This window comes from Variovorax dokdonensis (assembly GCF_030316895.1).
GTDB classification, from domain to species: domain Bacteria; phylum Pseudomonadota; class Gammaproteobacteria; order Burkholderiales; family Burkholderiaceae_C; genus Variovorax; species Variovorax dokdonensis.
Map to the genome: position 1 here is coordinate 577,998 of NZ_JASZYV010000003.1, position 17,443 is coordinate 595,440.

Annotated in this window: 18 protein-coding genes; 8 read left to right on the plus strand and 10 right to left on the minus strand. The window is 65.8% G+C overall.

Going from position 1 to position 17,443, the window contains the following annotated elements:
- The first annotated feature begins 62 nt into the window (after window positions 1-62).
- The 5 genes from QTH91_RS16430 to QTH91_RS16450 all read left to right on the plus strand — a co-directional run bounded on the left by QTH91_RS16430 (window position 63) and on the right by QTH91_RS16450 (window position 4,998).
- Window positions 63-1,244, plus strand: a complete 1,182-nt coding sequence (locus tag QTH91_RS16430) for a porin (RefSeq protein WP_286661170.1) — start codon at window positions 63-65, stop codon at window positions 1,242-1,244.
- Window positions 1,244-1,645, plus strand: a complete 402-nt coding sequence (locus QTH91_RS16435) for a c-type cytochrome (RefSeq protein ID WP_286661171.1) — start codon at window positions 1,244-1,246, stop codon at window positions 1,643-1,645. The genes QTH91_RS16430 and QTH91_RS16435 overlap by 1 nt, the downstream gene beginning before the upstream one ends.
- On the plus strand, window positions 1,642-3,111 hold the full coding sequence (locus QTH91_RS16440) for a D-arabinono-1,4-lactone oxidase (protein WP_286661172.1): 1,470 nt from the start codon (window positions 1,642-1,644) through the stop codon (window positions 3,109-3,111). The genes QTH91_RS16435 and QTH91_RS16440 overlap by 4 nt, the downstream gene beginning before the upstream one ends.
- A gap of 11 nt (window positions 3,112-3,122) precedes the next feature.
- Window positions 3,123-4,385, plus strand: coding sequence for a DSD1 family PLP-dependent enzyme (locus QTH91_RS16445; RefSeq protein WP_286661173.1), 1,263 nt, complete (start codon window positions 3,123-3,125; stop codon window positions 4,383-4,385).
- A gap of 112 nt (window positions 4,386-4,497) precedes the next feature.
- Window positions 4,498-4,998, plus strand: a complete 501-nt coding sequence (locus QTH91_RS16450) for a Crp/Fnr family transcriptional regulator (RefSeq protein ID WP_286661174.1) — start codon at window positions 4,498-4,500, stop codon at window positions 4,996-4,998.
- A gap of 4 nt (window positions 4,999-5,002) precedes the next feature.
- On the opposite strand, the gene QTH91_RS16455 is transcribed toward QTH91_RS16450, so the two are convergent.
- The 7 genes from QTH91_RS16455 to QTH91_RS16485 all read right to left on the minus strand — a co-directional run bounded on the left by QTH91_RS16455 (window position 5,003) and on the right by QTH91_RS16485 (window position 12,446).
- Window positions 5,003-5,257: an RNA-binding protein gene (locus QTH91_RS16455; RefSeq protein WP_286661175.1), complete on the minus strand. Its 255-nt coding sequence runs from the start codon at window positions 5,255-5,257 to the stop codon at window positions 5,003-5,005.
- Between the two features lie 79 nt (window positions 5,258-5,336).
- Window positions 5,337-6,029, minus strand: a complete 693-nt coding sequence (gene urtE, locus QTH91_RS16460) for an urea ABC transporter ATP-binding subunit UrtE (protein ID WP_286661176.1) — start codon at window positions 6,027-6,029, stop codon at window positions 5,337-5,339.
- A gap of 6 nt (window positions 6,030-6,035) precedes the next feature.
- The gene (urtD, locus tag QTH91_RS16465) at window positions 6,036-6,911 is read right to left on the minus strand and encodes an urea ABC transporter ATP-binding protein UrtD (RefSeq protein WP_286661177.1); all 876 of its coding nucleotides are present in this window, start codon (window positions 6,909-6,911) and stop codon (window positions 6,036-6,038) included.
- The gene (gene urtC, locus QTH91_RS16470) at window positions 6,908-8,173 is read right to left on the minus strand and encodes an urea ABC transporter permease subunit UrtC (RefSeq protein ID WP_286661178.1); all 1,266 of its coding nucleotides are present in this window, start codon (window positions 8,171-8,173) and stop codon (window positions 6,908-6,910) included. The genes urtD and urtC overlap by 4 nt, the downstream gene beginning before the upstream one ends.
- Before the next feature lie 8 nt (window positions 8,174-8,181).
- Window positions 8,182-9,744, minus strand: a complete 1,563-nt coding sequence (gene urtB, locus QTH91_RS16475) for an urea ABC transporter permease subunit UrtB (protein WP_286661603.1) — start codon at window positions 9,742-9,744, stop codon at window positions 8,182-8,184.
- A gap of 243 nt (window positions 9,745-9,987) precedes the next feature.
- The gene (gene urtA / locus QTH91_RS16480) at window positions 9,988-11,259 is read right to left on the minus strand and encodes an urea ABC transporter substrate-binding protein (RefSeq protein WP_286661179.1); all 1,272 of its coding nucleotides are present in this window, start codon (window positions 11,257-11,259) and stop codon (window positions 9,988-9,990) included.
- A gap of 128 nt (window positions 11,260-11,387) precedes the next feature.
- Window positions 11,388-12,446, minus strand: coding sequence for an extracellular catalytic domain type 1 short-chain-length polyhydroxyalkanoate depolymerase (locus QTH91_RS16485; RefSeq protein WP_286661180.1), 1,059 nt, complete (start codon window positions 12,444-12,446; stop codon window positions 11,388-11,390).
- 284 nt (window positions 12,447-12,730) lie between these two features.
- Here QTH91_RS16485 and QTH91_RS16490 point away from each other — a divergent pair, with 284 nt between their 5' ends.
- Window positions 12,731-13,384 carry a hypothetical protein gene (locus tag QTH91_RS16490; protein WP_286661181.1) on the plus strand — a complete coding sequence of 218 codons (654 nt, stop codon included), beginning with the start codon at window positions 12,731-12,733 and terminating at the stop codon, window positions 13,382-13,384.
- On the opposite strand, the gene ppk2 is transcribed toward QTH91_RS16490, so the two are convergent.
- Window positions 13,381-14,298: a polyphosphate kinase 2 gene (gene ppk2, locus QTH91_RS16495; RefSeq protein ID WP_286661182.1), complete on the minus strand. Its 918-nt coding sequence runs from the start codon at window positions 14,296-14,298 to the stop codon at window positions 13,381-13,383. The two genes, QTH91_RS16490 and ppk2, sit on opposite strands and share 4 nt — an antisense overlap.
- A 120-nt stretch (window positions 14,299-14,418) precedes the next feature.
- Here ppk2 and arsC point away from each other — a divergent pair, with 120 nt between their 5' ends.
- Window positions 14,419-14,778, plus strand: coding sequence for an arsenate reductase (glutaredoxin) (gene arsC, locus QTH91_RS16500; RefSeq protein ID WP_286661183.1), 360 nt, complete (start codon window positions 14,419-14,421; stop codon window positions 14,776-14,778).
- Here the strand turns inward: arsC and QTH91_RS16505 are convergent.
- Both QTH91_RS16505 and aroC read right to left on the minus strand, forming a co-directional pair.
- Complete coding sequence (locus QTH91_RS16505) at window positions 14,775-15,971, minus strand: MFS transporter (RefSeq protein ID WP_286661184.1); 1,197 nt, start codon at window positions 15,969-15,971, stop codon at window positions 14,775-14,777. The two genes, arsC and QTH91_RS16505, sit on opposite strands and share 4 nt — an antisense overlap.
- Window positions 15,972-15,987: 16 nt before the next feature.
- Window positions 15,988-17,091 (minus strand): chorismate synthase, encoded by a 1,104-nt coding sequence (gene aroC / locus QTH91_RS16510; RefSeq protein ID WP_286661185.1) that lies wholly within the window; start codon window positions 17,089-17,091, stop codon window positions 15,988-15,990.
- An 85-nt stretch (window positions 17,092-17,176) separates the two neighbouring features.
- Here aroC and QTH91_RS16515 point away from each other — a divergent pair, with 85 nt between their 5' ends.
- Window positions 17,177-17,443, plus strand: coding sequence for a hypothetical protein (locus tag QTH91_RS16515; protein ID WP_286661186.1), 267 nt, complete (start codon window positions 17,177-17,179; stop codon window positions 17,441-17,443).

Here is a 17,443-nt window from a genome sequence, read left to right on the forward strand (position 1 = left end):
TGGCCGATCACCATCGGACAGGTCGAGGCTCGAACGGCAAAGCAAAACAGGGAGACAAAACGATGAGAAGAAACAGCACCCGGCTGGCGGCAGCGCTCGCCTGGCCATTTCTGTGCGCGACAGCGAGCGCCCAGAGCACATTGCAGATCTACGGCGCCGTCGACGCCGGCCTGCGGCACGAGACCAATGCCGCCGACTACGGACCCGATGGCACACCACAAGGCACCGGCGTTCGCACCGGCTTTGCCCGGGGCGGCGGCGGGCTGACCCAGAGCTACTGGGGCATCAAGGGCACCGAGGATCTTGGCGGCGGGAGTCAGGCGCTCATGGCGCTCGAGAGCCGCTTCGACCTTGCCAAAGGCCAGATCGAGCGCAACTCGCCCTTCTTCGAACTGTCCTATGTGGGCCTGCAGCTGCCCAATCTCGGCCAGTTCACGCTCGGTCGCCAATACAACGTGGCGCTCGAGGCTGCCTCGATGGTTTGGGGCTCCAACCTGTGGGTCGACTACTTCAACGCCTTCAAGCCCGAGCACACGATGCTCGCCGTCGGCCGGGCCAACAACATGCTCCACTACGGCGCGCAGCTTGGCGACGTTGTGGCCTTGGCCCAATACACCTTCGGTGAGGCCGAGGGCAGCATGCGCCGCGGCGCGCAGTACGGCGGAGCCATCGCCTACGTGCCCGAGAAAGGGCCGCTCAAGCTCAGCGGCTCGTGGCTTCGCAGCACCGACGACTCCACCGGTGGCAAGTTCGACGCTTACAACGCCGGTGCGCAAGTCAGTCTGGGCGAGAAGACCTCGCTGCAGGCCGGCTACCTCGTCAACAAGCGCGACAACAACTTCCAGTCGTTCAGGAACGCGGGCGTCGGGCCGATCGAACTGGCCGCACTGGCCATCATCTCGCCCGCCCAGGTGCTTTATCCGGACATGCCAGGCGGCATCAAGCGGCGCCAGATGGTGATGGGCGGGGTGACCTACAAAGCCACCCCGCTCCTGACCTTCGCGGCCAACTTCTGGCTGACGCGCCAGAGCGGCTACACGCAGGACTTCGACGGCTCGGCCAGCCAGTTCCAGCTGGTGGCGGGTTACGCGCTGTCCAAGCGGACGCTGCTCTACCTGGAGCTTGACCGCTCGATCTATCGCGATGGCATGGTCGGCACCCAGCTCACCGGCCTGAGCGAACAAAGTCCCACCCTCGAACGTTCTCAGACCGGTACGACGGTCGGCATCCGGCACATCTTCTGATGAAGGCCGACGTCATGCCTCGCTGCCTGCGCAAGGCAGCCCGTTGGGTGGCTTGCGTAGGCATGTTTGCCGCAGCGGTTGTGGCCGGCCCGGTCGCCTTGGCGAACACGCTCGAAGAGGTGCGGCAAGCCGAGGCGCTCCTGCCCGACGACGCCGCCCTGCGCGAGCGCTACCTGCGCTCCTGCGTCATCTGCCACACATCGATGGAGGCCGGCGCGCCGCTGACGGGTTCGATCGAACAGTGGCGGCCTCGCCTCACCAAGGGGATGGACACCCTCGTCAAACATGCAATGCAGGGCTTGCGCGCCATGCCACCCAAAGGCCTGTGTGCCGATTGCTCCGAAGCCGACATGCAGGCATTGATCAAATTCATGAGCCAAGGGAAGGAGAAAAACAGATGAAGAAATCGACAAGCGCGCATCGCGACGAACGCCGTGCGGTGCTGAAAGCGGGCACAGGCATGGCGGTCGGTGCGGCACTCACCGGCCTTGGTCTGGACGCCGCCGCCGCGCCGGCGGCCGATGCGCCCGCAGGCGCAGGCGCAGGCGGATCGGCTTCTGCGGATCGCGCGATCACCGTCGCGGCCGATGCGCGGGACGCATGGTCCAACTGGTCCGGGATCCAGTTCTGCTCGCCGCAGGTGATGGCCACGCCAGGCAGCGAGACCGAACTGGCCGACGTGCTGGCCGATGCTGGCGGCGGCATACGTTGTGTCGGCGCCGGGCACTCGTTCACGGGGCTGGTGCCGACGGACGCCACGCTGATCTCGCTCGACCGCCTGTCCAAGCTCCAGTCGGTCAGCGCAACAGCGCAAACCGCGACGATCCAGGCGGGCATCCGGCTCGCCGCCTTGTCCCGCCAGTTGGACATCCAAGGCTGCGCACTGCGCAACTTGCCGGACATCGATACCCAGTCCTATGCAGGTGCCATCGCCACCGGCACCCATGGCACCGGCAAGGCACTGCCGGCGTTGCATGCCGATACGGTAGGCCTGCGGATCATGACTTCCACGGGGCAACCCATCGAATGCAGCGAGACGGACCAACCCGATCTGCTCGCAGCCGCCCGCGTTTCGCTGGGGTGCCTCGGCGTGGTCACGCAAGCCACCGTTCGTGTGGTGCCGGCGTACAACCTGCACCGGCGCGTCTACCTGCTTCCCGTGCAGGACATGCTCGACCAGGCGCCTGCCCTGGCTGACAAGCATCGGAACTTCGAGTTCTATTACCTGCCCCACACCGGCTTCGCGGCGAGCATCGTGCACGACGTCTATGAAGGCGACGACGTGGCGCAATCGCCTTCGGCCGCTGAAGACGTGCTGACCGACCTGCGGCGTTTGCGCGACTGGTTCAGCTGGTTCCCAAGCTTGCGCAGGATGGTCGCCGGGTGGGCGATCGATGCCGACCAGACCGAGGAAGCACGCAACCGATCCTGGAAGCTCTTGTCCACGCAACGCCCCACCAAGTTCAACGAGTCGGAGTTCCACGTGCCCCAAGCCCTCGGCATTGCCTGCGTGCGCGAGGTGATCGCCGCACTCGAGCAGCGCGCCGACACGTACTTCCCCATGGAATTACGGTTCGTCAAGGCCGACGACGCATGGCTGAGCCCCTTCTACCAGCGCGACAGCTGTTCGATCGCCGTGCATGCCGCGCAAGGCGAGCCCTACGACTACCTCGTCTCGCAGATCGGGCCCATCTTCCGCAAGCACGAAGGACGTCCTCATTGGGGCAAGCTGCACGACCTGAGCGCCTCCGACCTGGCTGGGCTCTATCCGCGCTGGAAGGACTTCCTGTCGGTGCGAGAGCAACTCGATCCCCAGGGTCGCATGCTCAACCCGTACACGCGACGATTGTTCGGGCTGGCCACATGAAGCGCCGGAACATGCTTTTGGCTGCTCTGGGCACGGCGACCGCATCGGCGCTCGTGCTCCGTCCGTCCGACCGAGGCGCGCCCTACGACGACTACTTCCGGGCGCTCAACCTGCAGCTGAAGGAAAGCGGCCCGATGCGACCATGCATGGTGATCGACCTCGACCGGCTGGACTTCAACCTAGACCTTGTCCTGAAGAGCCTGAAGGAATCCGGCCGGCACTACCGCATCGTCGAGAAATCCCTGCCCTGCGAGGGCCTGATCAACTACGTCATGCAGCGTTCGGGAAGCCAGCGCCTCATGTCGTTTCACCAGCCCTTTCTCAACAACGACGCGCGTGTATTTCCGGGCAGCGACATCCTTCTGGGCAAGCCCTTGCCGGCCGCGTCGGCGGCGCTGTTCTACGAGCAGCTCAAGCCACCGTTCGATCCGAAGCGGCAGCTGCAATGGTTGATCGACACGCCTGCGCGCCTATCGCAGTACCTCGAGCTGGCCCGCGGCATCGGCACGCGGATGCGGATCAACATCGAGATCGACGTGGGCCTGCACCGCGGGGGAGTCGCCAAAGACGCCACCCTGGCATGCATGCTCGACCTGATCGAGGACAACCAGGCCCATCTGGAGTTTTCGGGGTTCATGGGCTACGACGCGCATGTGGGCTTTGGCGTGCCGAGCGTGCTCGGCACGCCCGAAGAATTGCTGGCGCGCGCGATGGCGATCTACCAGTGCCACGTTGACCATGTCCGAAGCCGCTATCCCGCGCTGTGGAACGACAGGCTCACGCTCAACACCGGCGGAAGCCCGAGCTACAAGCTGCACAAGGCCGAGTCCTTGAGCACCGAGGTCAGCGTGGGCACCGCGCTGCTCAAGCCCACGCACTACGACATCCCCACGCTCGCCGACCATGTGCCCGCGGCTTTCATCGCCACGCCGGTGCTCAAGGCCACCGGCCCCGTCAGGCTTCCCGCCCTGGACGAGCGATCGAAGGTATTTTCGTGGTGGGACGTGAACCAGCGCGAGACGTTCTACATCTACGGCGGCTACTGGCTGGCGGAATACGAATCGCCCAAGGGCCTGCAGACCAACCAACTCCTTGGCCGCAGCGCCAACCAGGAGAACGTCATGGCATCGCCCTCTGTCGGGCTCATGGTGGACGACCATGTCTTCCTGCGGCCGACCATCACCGAGGGTGTGCTCCTGCAGTTCGGCGACCTTCTCGCCATCCGCAGGGGAAGAATCGAACACCGCTGGCCGGTGTACGGGCAATCGGGCTGAAGGCACGCGGAAAACGTATCGCCCTGCCGCCCGAAATGGCACCTTGCAGGATGCCGCCACGGGCCTAAACTGTTCCCTCACAAGCCAATCGAAGCGGACCAGAGACAACCGCATGCAGCTCCCCACGGTCGAACATCTGCAGCAGATGGCGCTCTTCGGCGGCGTCGGCGCGGGCGCGTTGCACCTGCTGCTCGACAACGCCCGCGTCGTCGAGCGTCAGCCCACCGGCTTCTTCCTGCGTGAAGGCGATACGTCGGGCAGCTTCTACGTGCTGCTCCAGGGACGGGCGGCCGTCTGCCGGCACTGGGGCAACCGCGAAGTGCAGTTGGGGGTGCTGAGCGCCGGCGATGTGTTCGGCGAGATGGCTCCGCTCGACCTTCGCCCGCGCAGCGCTTCGGTGCAGGCGCTGGAGCCCAGTCGCGCTGTGGAGATCGGCGCCGACCGCTTGCTGAGCCTGTTCGAAAGCGAACCCCGCGAGTTCGCGATCATCCAGATGAACCTCGCTCGCGAGCTGAGCCGTCGGCTGCGCCGCATCCATGACCAGTTGTTCGGCTCCACCAGCGAGGAGGAGCGCGACCTGGTCCAGCGCATCCTGCAGCGCGACGTGGACTGAAGGCTCAGTCGTATTTCTCGATCACCGTGTCGGCGGTGAGTTTTCGGTGGTTCCAGAACATGCCGTGGATGCGCTCGCGCAGACGGTGCAGCGTCTCGGGCGGCAGGTCGTCGTAGTGGAGCATCACCGAAAGCTGGCTGCCGTCGCCCGGCATCTCCTCGAAGCTGGCAAATGGCGGAAAGCCGTACTTGGCAAGAAATTGCGCCAGGGTTTCCTCGGAAGTGCCGGGCTCGATGTTGCCCAGGATCAGACAGGTCATGCGTGGGTTCTCCGACTAAGCGCCCACTCTCTCATCATGCGGCGCGCGCTGCAAGCGCGACGCGCCTTGCCCCGCAGTTTCAGATGGCCACCAGCTGGCGCACGCCCTGGGCTTCCATGTCCTTGCCCAAACCGCGGGCGAGCACTTCGCCGCGCTCCATGACGATGTAGTCGTCGGCCAGCTCCTGCGCGAAGTCGTAGTACTGCTCGCACAGAAGAATGGCCATGTCGCCTCGCTGCGCCAGCATCTGGATGACGCGGCCGATGTCCTTGATGATCGACGGCTGGATGCCCTCCGTCGGCTCGTCGAGGATGAGCAGCTTGGGCCCGGGCGCCAGCGCTCGCGCAATCGCCAGTTGCTGCTGCTGGCCGCCCGACAGATCGCCGCCGCGCCGATGCAGCATCTGCTTGAGCACCGGGAACAGCTCGAACAGTTCGGGCGGGATGGGGGTGCCGGCACTGCGGTAGGCCAAGCCCATACGCAGATTCTCCTCGACCGTCAGCCGCGCGAAGATCTCGCGGCCTTGCGGCACGAAGCCCATGCCGGCGCGTGCGCGCTCGTAGGGCGTTCGCTTCTGCACCGGCTGGCCGTCGAACTCGATGCTGCCGCTCTTGATGGGCACCAGGCCCATGATCGACTTGAGCAGCGTGGTCTTGCCCACGCCGTTGCGGCCCAGCAGCACGGTCACCCTGCCCGCCTGCGCCGTCAGGCTCACGTCCCGAAGGATGTGCGAACCGCCGTAGTACTGGTGGATGTTCTTGACTTCAAGCATCGGTCTTCAGCGCCCCAGATAAACCTCGATCACACGCTCGTCGGCCTGCACCTCGTCCAGCGTGCCCTGTGCCAGCACCGAGCCGTCGCACAGCACCGTCACGATCTCGGATATGGTCTTGATGAAGCTCATGTCGTGCTCCACCACCATGAGCGAATGCTGGCCCTTGAGCCTGAGGAAGAGTTCGGCCGTGCGTTCGGTCTCTTCGTCCGTCATGCCGGCCACGGGCTCGTCGAGCAACAGCAGCTTCGGGTCCTGCATGAGCAGCATGCCGATCTCCAGCCACTGCTTTTGTCCATGGCTGAGATTGCCCGACATGCGCGACACGCTGGCCGACAGGTGGATGGTTTCCAGCACCTCGGCCAGGCGGTCGCTCTGCGCCGAGTCGAGCTTGAACATCATCGACGACTTCACGCCCTTGTCGGTCTTGAGTGCGAGTTCGAGGTTCTCGAACACGGTCAGCTGCTCGAACACCGTGGGCTTCTGGAACTTGCGGCCGATGCCCAGCTGGGCGATCTCCGATTCCTTGTGGCGCAACAGGTCGATGGTGCTGCCGAAGTACACGGTGCCTTCGTCGGGCCGCGTCTTTCCGGTGATGATGTCCATCATCGTGGTCTTGCCCGCGCCGTTGGGCCCGATGATGCAGCGCAACTCGCCCGGCGCAATGTCCAGGCTGAGCTTGTTGATCGCCTTGAAGCCGTCGAAGCTCACGCTCACGTCTTCGAGGTAGAGGATGCGGCCATGCGTCACGTCCACTTCGCCGGCCGTGACCGGTCGGGCGAAGCCGGCCTTGCGGCCACCGGACTCGGTCTGCGGCTCGATCGGCAGGTGCTTGTAGTGGGCGATGCGCTCGGCACCGGCTTCCATCTGGTCGGGGGTCATGCCCGTGCTCCCTTCGGATCTGTGGACAGCGGCGCCAGCACCTCGGACTCCATGCCCTCTTCCGCCGCGGTCGAGCGGCGCGCCGAGGCGGCCGCGCCTTCGCCGGCGGCGGCGACGGGCGTGAAGCCCGAACTGTCGGTGCCCGGCGCCGGGGCCTCCTTGGCGCCGCGCTTGAAGATGCGGCGGGCCAGGCCCACCACGCCATCGGGCAGGAACAGCGTCACCGCGATGAAGAGCGCGCCCAGGAAGTAGAGCCAGAACTCCGGATACGCGACCGTGAGCCAGCTCTTGGCGCCATTGACGATGAAGGCCCCCACGATCGGCCCGACCAGCGTGGCACGCCCGCCCACGGCCGTCCAGATGGCGATCTCGATCGAAGCGGCCGCACTCATCTCGCTCGGGTTGATGATGCCCACCTGCGGCACGTACAGCGCCCCGGCCACGCCGCACATCATGGCCGAGATGACCCAGATGGTGAGCTTGTAGGGCAGCGGGTTGTAGCCGGAGAACATGACGCGCGACTCGGCATCGCGAATGGCCTGCAGCACGCGCCCGAACTTGCTGCGCACCAGCCAGCGCGAGAAGAGGAAAAAGGCCAGCAGCACCGAACCGGTGATGACGAACAGCGTCATGCGCATGCCTTGCGTGGCGATGGGAACGCCCAGGATGCGCTTGAAATCGGTAAAGCCGTTGTTGCCGCCGAAGCCCGTCTCGTTGCGGAAGAACAGCAGCATCGCCGCGAAGGTCAGTGCCTGCGTGATGATCGAGAAGTACACGCCCTTGATGCGCGAGCGGAAGGCGAAGAAGCCGAACACGAAGGCCAGCAGGCCCGGCACCAGCAGCACCAGCAGCATCTGCAGAACGAAGGAATCGCTGGCCAGCCAGTGCCAGGGCAGTTCCTTCCAGTCGAGGAACACCATGAAGTCCGGCAGGTCGCTCTTGTAGTTGCCGTCGCGGCCGATCTGGCGCATGAGGTACATGCCCATCATGTAGCCGCCCAGCGCGAAGAACAGGCCATGCCCGAGCGAAAGGATGCCGGTGTAGCCCCAGATCAGGTCCATCGCCAGCGCACAGATGGCGTAGCACATGATCTTGCCGACGAGCGCCACCATGTAGTCGCTCATGTAGAGCGCGCTGTCCGGCGACACCCAGAGGTTGAGTGCGGGTGCCACTGCGCACACCGCGATCAGCGCCACGAAGAACGCGGTCCAGCCCGTGCCGGTGAGCAGCGGACCCTTGGAAGGAAGTTGAATCTTGGCCATGGAGTGACTCACGCTTCGGCGCTGCGGCCCTTGACTGCAAAGATGCCCTGGGGCCGCTTCTGGATGAAGACGATGAGGAAGACCAGCACCGCGATCTTGGCCAGCACCGCGCCAGCCCAGCCCTCGATGAACTTGTTGAGAATGCCCAGCCCCAGCGCCGCGTAGACGGTGCCAGCGAGCTGCCCCACGCCGCCCATCACGACCACCATGAAGGAATCGACGATGTAGCTCTGGCCCAGGTCGGGTCCGACGTTGCCGATCTGCGAAAGCGCGCAGCCGGCCAGTCCGGCGATGCCCGAACCCAGCGCGAAGGCATAGGTGTCGATGCGCGCGGTGTTCACGCCCATGCAGGACGCGATCGGCCGGTTCTGCGTCACACCGCGCACGAACAAGCCCAGCCGCGTGCGGCCGATCAGCCAGCCCATGGCCAGCAGTACCAGCACAGCGAAGATGACGATGCAGATGCGGTTCCACGGAAGCGTGAGGTTGTTCATCAACTGCACGCCGCCGCTCATCCACGAAGGATTCTCCACGCCCACGTTCTGCGCGCCGAAGAAGCTGCGCACCAGTTGCTGCAACACCAGGCTGATGCCCCAGGTGGCCAGCAAGGTCTCGAGCGGACGGCCGTAGAGGAAGCGGATGACGCCGCGCTCCAGGATGGCGCCCACCAGTGCCGAGGCGCAGAAGGCCACCGGGATCGCCGCCACCAGGTAGAAGCTGAACCAGGCTTCGGGCAGGTAGCTGCGGAACACGCCCTGCATGACATAGGTCGCATAGGCGCCGATCATCATCAGCTCCCCATGCGCCATGTTGATCACGCCCATCAGGCCGTAGGTGATCGCCAGCCCCAGCGCCGCCAGCAGCAGCACCGAGCCCAGGCTGACGCCGCTGAAGATGGCGGCCAGCCGCTCGCCCCAGACCAGCGATGCGTCGATGTCGGCGATGGCGGTCTTCAGCGCCGCCTTGACCTGCGGGTCATCCTCCGTCGACAGGCGCTCGTTGAGCAGCAGCTTGGTGTCGGGGCTCTTGCTTTCTGCCAGCAGCTTGGCCGCCTGCAGCCGGCGCGACTTGTCCTGGCTGCTGATGAGCGATGCGGCGCGCGCCATCTCGAGCTTGGCCTTCACGGCGTCGCTCTTCTCGGCGGCCAGCGCCTTCTCGACCAGCGCCAGGCGCGATTCGTCCGGATCCTTGAACAAGGCATCCGCCGCTTCGGCGCGCACCTTCTCGTCCGGACTGGTCAGGCGCAGCGCGGCCTGGGCCGCGTCGAGCGCGCTGCGCATGTAGTTGTTGTTGACGACGTCTTCCGCCGTCTCGGGCACCGTCACCTCGGCGCCCGTCACCGGGTCATAGCCCTTGTCGTCCTTGATGATGAAGACCTTGTCCTCGGTGAACTTCACCGAGTCGTCGGCCAGTGCCTGGATGAAGGCCTGCGTTTTTGCGTCGGCGTCCAGCACCGCCTGGTTCAGCGCCTGCACGCGCGATTCGGAATCCCCACTGGCGATGGCCAGCGCCTGCTGCGACGTGAGCGCCTGCGCTTGGCCCACCAAGGCCCAGAGCACCGCCACCCCCATCACCCGCCAAAGTCGCCCCAGCAACATCGTCAACCCTTCCAAGAACCTGGCACAAAACACCAATGAGCCATCAACCTAAAAACAAGGGGAGCCCCAGCTCCCCCAAAACACCCCGAAGCCACACCCCCAGGTGAGCGCAGCGAAACCTCGTTCGGGGCCGCCGCGGAACCGGCTTCGCCGGGGCCGCAGGCGGCACCCCTTGAGGTCAAGGCGGACCTGCGAAGCAGGCCAGCCTGGGGGGTCCTACATCTTCGTCTTGCCGTCCGGCTCGTCCTTCTTCTTGTCGTTGCCTTCGATGAACGGGCTCCACGGTTGTGCCCTGACCGGCGCCGGGGTCTTCCACACGACGCTGAACTGGCCGTCGGCCTTCACTTCACCGATGAACACCGGCTTGTGCAGGTGGTGGTTCTTCTCGTCCATCTTCACGGTGAAACCATCGGGGGCCTTGAAGGTCTGGCCGGCCATGGCGGCGATGACCTTGTCGGTGTCCGTGCTCTTGGCCTTCTCGACCGCCTGCTTCCACATGTGCATGCCGATGTAGGTGGCTTCCATCGGATCGTTGGTGAGCGGCTTGTCGGCCTGGCCGGGCAACTTCTTGGCCTTGGCGTAGTCGCTCCACTGCTTGATCCAGGCAGCGTTGGTCGGGTTCTTGATGGACATGAAGTAGTTCCATGCAGCAAGGTGGCCCACCAGCGGCTTGGTATCCACGCCGCGCAGTTCTTCCTCACCCACCGAGAAGGCGACGACCGGCACGTCCTTGGCCTTCAGGCCCGCATTGCCCAGTTCCTTGTAGAAGGGCACGTTGGAGTCGCCGTTGATCGTCGAGATCACCGCCGTCTTGCCACCCTGGCTGAACTTCTTGATGTCGGCCACGATGGTCTGGTAGTCGCTGTGGCCGAATGGGGTGTACTTCTCGTCGATGTCCGAATCCTTCACGCCCTTGCTCTTGAGGAAGGCGCGCAGGATCTTGTTGGTGGTGCGCGGGTACACGTAGTCGGTGCCCAGCAGCACGAAGCGCTTGGCGCCGCCGCCTTCCTTGCTCATCAGGTATTCCACGGCGGGAATGGCCTGCTGGTTGGGCGCGGCACCGGTGTAGAACACGTTCTTGGAAAGCTCCTCGCCCTCGTACTGCACGGGGTAGAACAGCAGGCCGTTCATCTCTTCGACCACCGGCAGCACCGACTTGCGCGACACGCTGGTCCAGCAGCCGAAGATCACCGCCACCTTGTCCTGGCCGAGCAGCTGCTTGGTCTTCTCTGCGAACAGCGGCCAGTTCGAGGCGGGGTCGACCACCACCGGCTCGAGCTTCTTGCCCATCACGCCACCCTTGGCGTTGATCTCCTCGATGGTCATCAGCGCCATGTCCTTGAGCGCCGTTTCCGAGATGGCCATCGTGCCCGACAGCGAATGCAGGATGCCGACCTTGATGGTGTCGGCGGCATGGGCGCTGATGCCCACGGACGCGAGCGCGACCGCGGCGGTGAGCGCCTTGAGGGTGAAACGACGTTGTTGCATGAGTCCTTCTCCGTGGTTGTGAACAAACGATGCGATGGGAAGGAGTCTGCGCAGCAGCGCCCGAGCTGCAAATACGCCCCCTGGCGTACAGGCTTGGTGCATGGGCGCATCGACGCCCGGCGGCGCAGCTAGGCGCCGTGGCGCTCGCGGAAAGCGCGCTGGGCGAAGGCCCAGATCATCCGCGTGGCGTCGGGGCCGCGCGGGTCGCTGAAGGCCTGGCTGCCCAAACCGCCGCTCCAGGCGTGCCCCAGACCTTCGACATCGACCAGGCGCACCATGGTCCGCTTGTCGCGCCGGAATTCGGTGACGAGCGCAGGACGTCGCTGGCCCCTTTGCAGGGCACGCGGCGCCAGCGGCCGCGCGCCGGTCGCGGTGGCCCACACGCTGGCGAGATTGCCCGCATTGGCGTGTGCCACCACATGGTCCGCATCGCCATGCAGCACCAGCAGCGGCGGCAGCAGGGTGAAGTGGGCCGCGGCGCCGATGGCCTTGCCCACTGCCGTGGGCAGCACCGCAGGCAGGTTGCGGCCGCGCATCGCGCCGATGGCACCGCCCGCCGAGCCTGCCGCGCCGGGCGCTACACCCGAATGCGCCGCCACCGCATGAAAACGCAGCGGATGCCGCGTGGCCATCAGCACCGCCATGCTGGCGCCGGCCGACAGCCCCGCCAGGGCGACGCGGTCGCGATCCACCGGGTAGAGCATCTGCACCTGATCGAGCGCGGCCATCAGCGTGGCGAGTTCGGCCTCGGCCTTGCCCGAGCGGCGTTCGAACCAGTTCCAGCAACCGTGGGCATTGGCCATGCGGTCCTGCTCCGGATAGAGCACCAGGAAGCGCTCGCGCGCAGCGAGCCGGTTCATGCGCGTGCTGATGGCCAGGGCGCGGCCGGTCTGGCCGCAGCCGTGCAACATCATCACCAGCGGAAGCTTCTCGCCGAGAAACTTGAGCCCTGGCGGCCGATACAGGTGATAGGTCCGAGCACCCGCAGGCCCGAGCGCCACCCCGGTGAGCCAATCGCCAGGGCCTGGTGGCGGTGCGTGCAACTGCTCGGTGGCACGGCGCACCTGCCCTGCCAGGCGCTTGCCGCCGGCCAAGGTCGCACGCGTCATGGCCTTGAGGTTTCGCTCGTAGACCTTGGCCAGGATGGAGGCGGCATTGGCGCCGGAGCGACCGATTCGACGAACCATGGTGCTTTCTGGTGGTTTGAGTTGCACGCCAAGGGCGCGTCAGAGCATTGCGTCATGCAAGAACATGACCAGAGCAGGCGGCATCGGAAATGGCCAGGCGCCTGGCCATCGGCATAGGCCGCCTCCACCCTACTGCGGATTCTCGGTTCACCCTCGATGTGCTACGTTTGTACACACTAAAGAGCACATCGAGCGAGGGGTACCGATGTCCAACGCCAGGTTCGCCCTTCTCGCACGATCACGTTCATCCACTGGGCCTGTCGATCGAGGAAACCTTTCGGCGGATGGAGGAGCCCGGTTCCTGGCTGGCCCTCTACAACGTGCAGACCGACGCCCGATATGCAGAAGCACTGCAGCGAATCGTCGACGACTTGCGGCCGGTGATCGAGCCGGAACAGCCAGGCATCTTCCTGGTCACCGGCTTCGTCTTCATCTCCGCGCCGCCCTCCGTGACGCCGTTCCACATCGACCGCGAGAACAACTTCTGGCTGCAGCTCAAAGGCCGCAAGACGATGTACGTCTGGGACAGCGAAGACCGCGAGGTGATCCCCGCGCGAACGGTCGAGGACTTCATCGCCGGCGGCGGCCAGGAGCCGTTCCGCGAGGCGTTTATTGCGCGTGGCCGCGCCTTCGACGTGGGCCCGGGCGATGGGGTCTACTTCCCGAGCACGTCGCCGCACATGACACGCACCGATACCTCGTGGGTCCGACCGAGCGACGGCATCTCGATATCGCTCGGGGTGAACTTCTACACCTCCGTAACTCGCCGGACGGCGCGGGTCCACCAGTTCAACCGCCTGCTTCGCGGCATGGGCACGGAGCCGACCTACCCCGGGCGCTCGCCCCTTCTCGATGCCATCAAGGCGCCGATGGGGCATCTGCTTGCAGCCGCGCGCTACAAGCGGCTGGGAACCACGCCGCCGCCCGGCGCCTACTAGTAGACCTCGGGCACCATCATCGACTGCGGCACCGGCTGGCGCAGGTAGTCGGGGTGGCGCTCCCGCTGCGGCAGCGCGATGGGCGGATGCTCGACTTCGGCATAGGGCATCTGGCCGAGCAGGTGATGGATGCAATTCAGGCGCGCCTTCTTCTTGTCGACGGCCTGCACCACCCACCACGGGGCCTCGGGAATGTGCGTCCGGTCGAGCATGATTTCCTTGGCGCGGGTGTATTCCTCCCAGCGCCTGCGGCTTTCCAGGTCCATCGGGCTGAGCTTCCATTGCTTGAGCGGATCGTGGATGCGCGCCAGGAAGCGGTTGTGCTGCTCGTCATCGGTGATCGAGAACCAGTACTTGATGAGCCGGATGCCCGAGCGCACCAGCATGCGCTCGAACTCGGGCACGCTGCGAAAGAACTCTTCGTACTGCTCGTTCGTGCAAAAGCCCATGACACGTTCAACGCCGGCGCGGTTGTACCAGCTGCGATCGAACAGCACCATCTCGCCGGCCGCAGGCAGATGGGCGACATAGCGCTGGAAGTACCACTGGGTCCGTTCGCGGTCGTTCGGCGCGGGCAGTGCGGCCACGCGCGCCACGCGCGGATTCAGCCGCTGGGTGATGCGCTTGATGACGCCGCCCTTGCCGGCCGCATCCCGCCCCTCGAACAGGATCACGACCCGCTCGCCGGTGTTCTGCACCCAGTCCTGCAGCTTGACCAATTCGCCCTGCAGACGGAACAGTTCCTGAAAGTAGGCGCGGCGCGCGGCCTTGTCGTCGTGACCGATCAGCTGGCCATCGGCATCGAACTCGCGGTCCTCGAACTCCAGTTCGAGTTCCTCGTCATAGCTGTCGATCAGGTCGCGCGAGATCTGCTCCAGCGCGTCGGCATGTTCATTGGGAAGGTTCGGGATCATGGCCTCAATCGTCCAGTGGCGTCATGCCCATGATGTTGCAAGGCGGTGACCGGTACGTGACAGGCCGTTGCGGCGATGTCCGTCAGACGGCACACCACATCGCCCGCGCACAATGGGCGGATGAGCGACTACACCATCTATCACAACCCATCCTGCAGCAACTCGCGCAAGGCACTGTCGCTGCTGCGCGAACACGGCATCGAGCCGGCGATCGTCCAATACCTCGACAACCCGCCGGATGCGGACACGCTCCGCAAGCTTCTGGCGCAGATGGGCCTGCCCGCCCGCGAGCTGCTGCGCAGCAAGGAGGCCATGTTCGACACGCTGGGCCTGCACGACCCGGCATTGACCGACGACGCCTTGATCGACGCGATGGCGCAGCATCCCATCCTGATGAACCGGCCGATCGTTGTGTCGCCGAAGGGCACCCGCCTGTGCCGCCCGGGTGAAACCGTGCTCGAACTGCTGCCAAGCGCCTAGGAAGCCTGCATCGGCCCGGGCGACTGGTTCAGCAGGCGGTGCCGCCTCACCACGCTCCAGGCGCACAGCGTGCCGGCCAGCGACAGGCAGGTGGCCGCGACGTACATCGGCACGTAGCCGACCTGCTGCGCCACCGCGCCGCCGGCCAGGATGCCGAACACGCCACCGAATCCGTAGCCGATGACGGTGAAGAGGGCCTGCCCCCGACCCCGCAGCCCGCCGGGGAAATGTTGCGAGACCAGCGCCACGCAGGTCGTGTGGTGCGCCGCGAAGCTCAGCCCGTGCAACAGTTGGGCGAGCACCAGCGCAGCCAGCCAACCGCCCAGGCCCGCCGTGAGGCCCATCCGGGCCACGGCCGCCAGGCCGCACAGCCAAAGCCATCGCGGCATCGGCAGGCGTGCCATCCAGCGGCCCTGGGCGAAGAACCACACGATCTCGGCGGCGACCGACAGGCCCCAGAGAAAGCCGATCATCGCCTTGTCGTAGCCCAGCGAGTCGAGGTAGAGCGAGAGGAATCCGTAGATCGCGAAATGCGCGCTCACGTGGAAGAAAAGCGCGGCGAAGAACCAGCGCACCTCCGGTTTGCGAAGCACTGGCCAGACGGGCTCGCGCACCCGCTCCCGCGTTGTGGCCGGCTCGCGCGTGTCGGGCAACCGGAGCGTGGCCCACAGCACCAGCAGCAGCGTGATGACGGTCCAGGCGGGAAAGTCGCCCATGCCGAAGCGGTCGAACCAGGCACCGGCCACGAACACGGTGAGCAGGAAGCCCGCCGAGCCCCACAGCCGTATGCGCCCATAGCGGCCCCAGTCGCCGGCCACCAGATGCGCCATGGCCGCCTCGGTGAGCGACATCATCGAACTGGTGTGCGTGAACATCAGCAGCAGCACCGCGGCCAGCCACCATGCGCCGCCGTCCGACCACCAAAGGCCCAGCGCCGCGCAGCATGCCACCGCCGCGCTGATGCGCAGCAGGCGCACCCGCTCGCCGGTGTGGTCGCTCAGCGCGCCCCAGGCATAAGGCGCGAACACCCGCGTGACCGACTGCACCGAAGTCAGCAAGCTGATGGTGAAGATCGGCAGGCCCAGTTCCTTCAGCCAGAGCGGCAGGTAAGGATTGAAAAAGCCGATGTGTGCGAAGTAGCTCGCCGACAGCGCGGCGAAGGCCAGCAGCGGGCGTGGCCCGGCGGAACTCACACCAAGCCGTGTGTGATCACAGGAACGACGACTCCGGCGACGCTGCACGCGCCAAGGCCGCCTTGTCACCGCACTGGGCGCGGTGCCGCAATGCGTGGTCCATCACGACCAGCGCGAGCATGGCCTCGGCGATGGGCGTGGCACGGATGCCCACGCAAGGGTCGTGGCGGCCCTTGGTGACCACTTCGACGGGATTGCCCGCCACGTCGATGGACTGGCGCGGCGTGATGATGGAGCTGGTGGGCTTGATCGCAATGCCCACTTCCAGGTCCTGCCCGGTGCTGATGCCGCCCAGCACGCCGCCGGCGTTGTTGCTGGCAAAGCCCGCCGGCGTCATCGAATCGCCGTGCGTGCTGCCGCGCTGCGCCACGCTGGCGAAGCCGGCGCCGATCTCCACGCCCTTGACCGCATTGATGCCCATCATCACGTAGGCGATGTCGGCATCGAGCTTGTCGAACAGCGGCTCGCCCAGGCCCACGGGCACGTTCTGCGCCGTGACGCGAAGGCGCGCACCGCACGAATCGCCGGATTTGCGCAGCGCGTCCATGTACGCCTCGAGCGCCGAGACATCGGCCACCGGGGCGAAGAAGGGGTTGTCGGGCACGTGGTCCCAGCTTTCGAAGGCAATGGGCATCTCGCCGATCTGCGTCATGCAGCCACGAAAGCGCGTGCCGTACTGTTCGCCCAGCCATTTCTTGGCGACCGCGCCGGCCGCCACCATGGGCGCCGTGAGCCGGGCCGACGAGCGACCGCCACCGCGCGGATCGCGGATGCCGTACTTCATCCAATATGTGTAGTCCGCATGGCCCGGGCGGAACTGCCGGGCGATCTCGCCGTAGTCCTTGCTGCGCTGGTCGGTGTTGCGGATCAGCAGGGCGATGGGGGTGCCGGTGGTGCGGCCTTCGTACACACCGCTGAGGATCTGCACCTCGTCGGCTTCGTTGCGCTGCGTGACGTGGCGGCTGGTGCCTGGGCGACGGCGATCCAGGTCGGGCTGGATGTCGGCCTCGGACAAGGCCATGCCCGGCGGGCAGCCGTCGATGACGCATCCGATGGCCGGCCCATGCGACTCGCCGAAGTTCGTCACCGTGAAAAGAGTACCGAGTGTGTTGCCGCTCATGGCCGCGATTATCACGTCTGCCAAATGGCGTATGGACGCTTCGTCGGCACGGACGTACGGTACCGCCTGTTACAGGACATACAAAATGCAGCCGCACCTCGACATCCGCCGAATTGCGCCGGACTTCTTCACGTACAGCGTGCACGCGGGCGCTGCGCCCACCTCCTTCACCGAAGACTCCACCGATTCGCTGGCCGGCTGCCTCGGCGACGCGGGCGATTCGCTGGTCGGCTACTTCCCCGAAGTTCGCGTCAGCATCGACGGCCAGGTGCTGGGCAGCTATGCCGTCGCGCGGCTGATGAACAACCCGGTCGACCTTGCGGCCGAGCTGATGATGAAAAAGCGCAGCTAG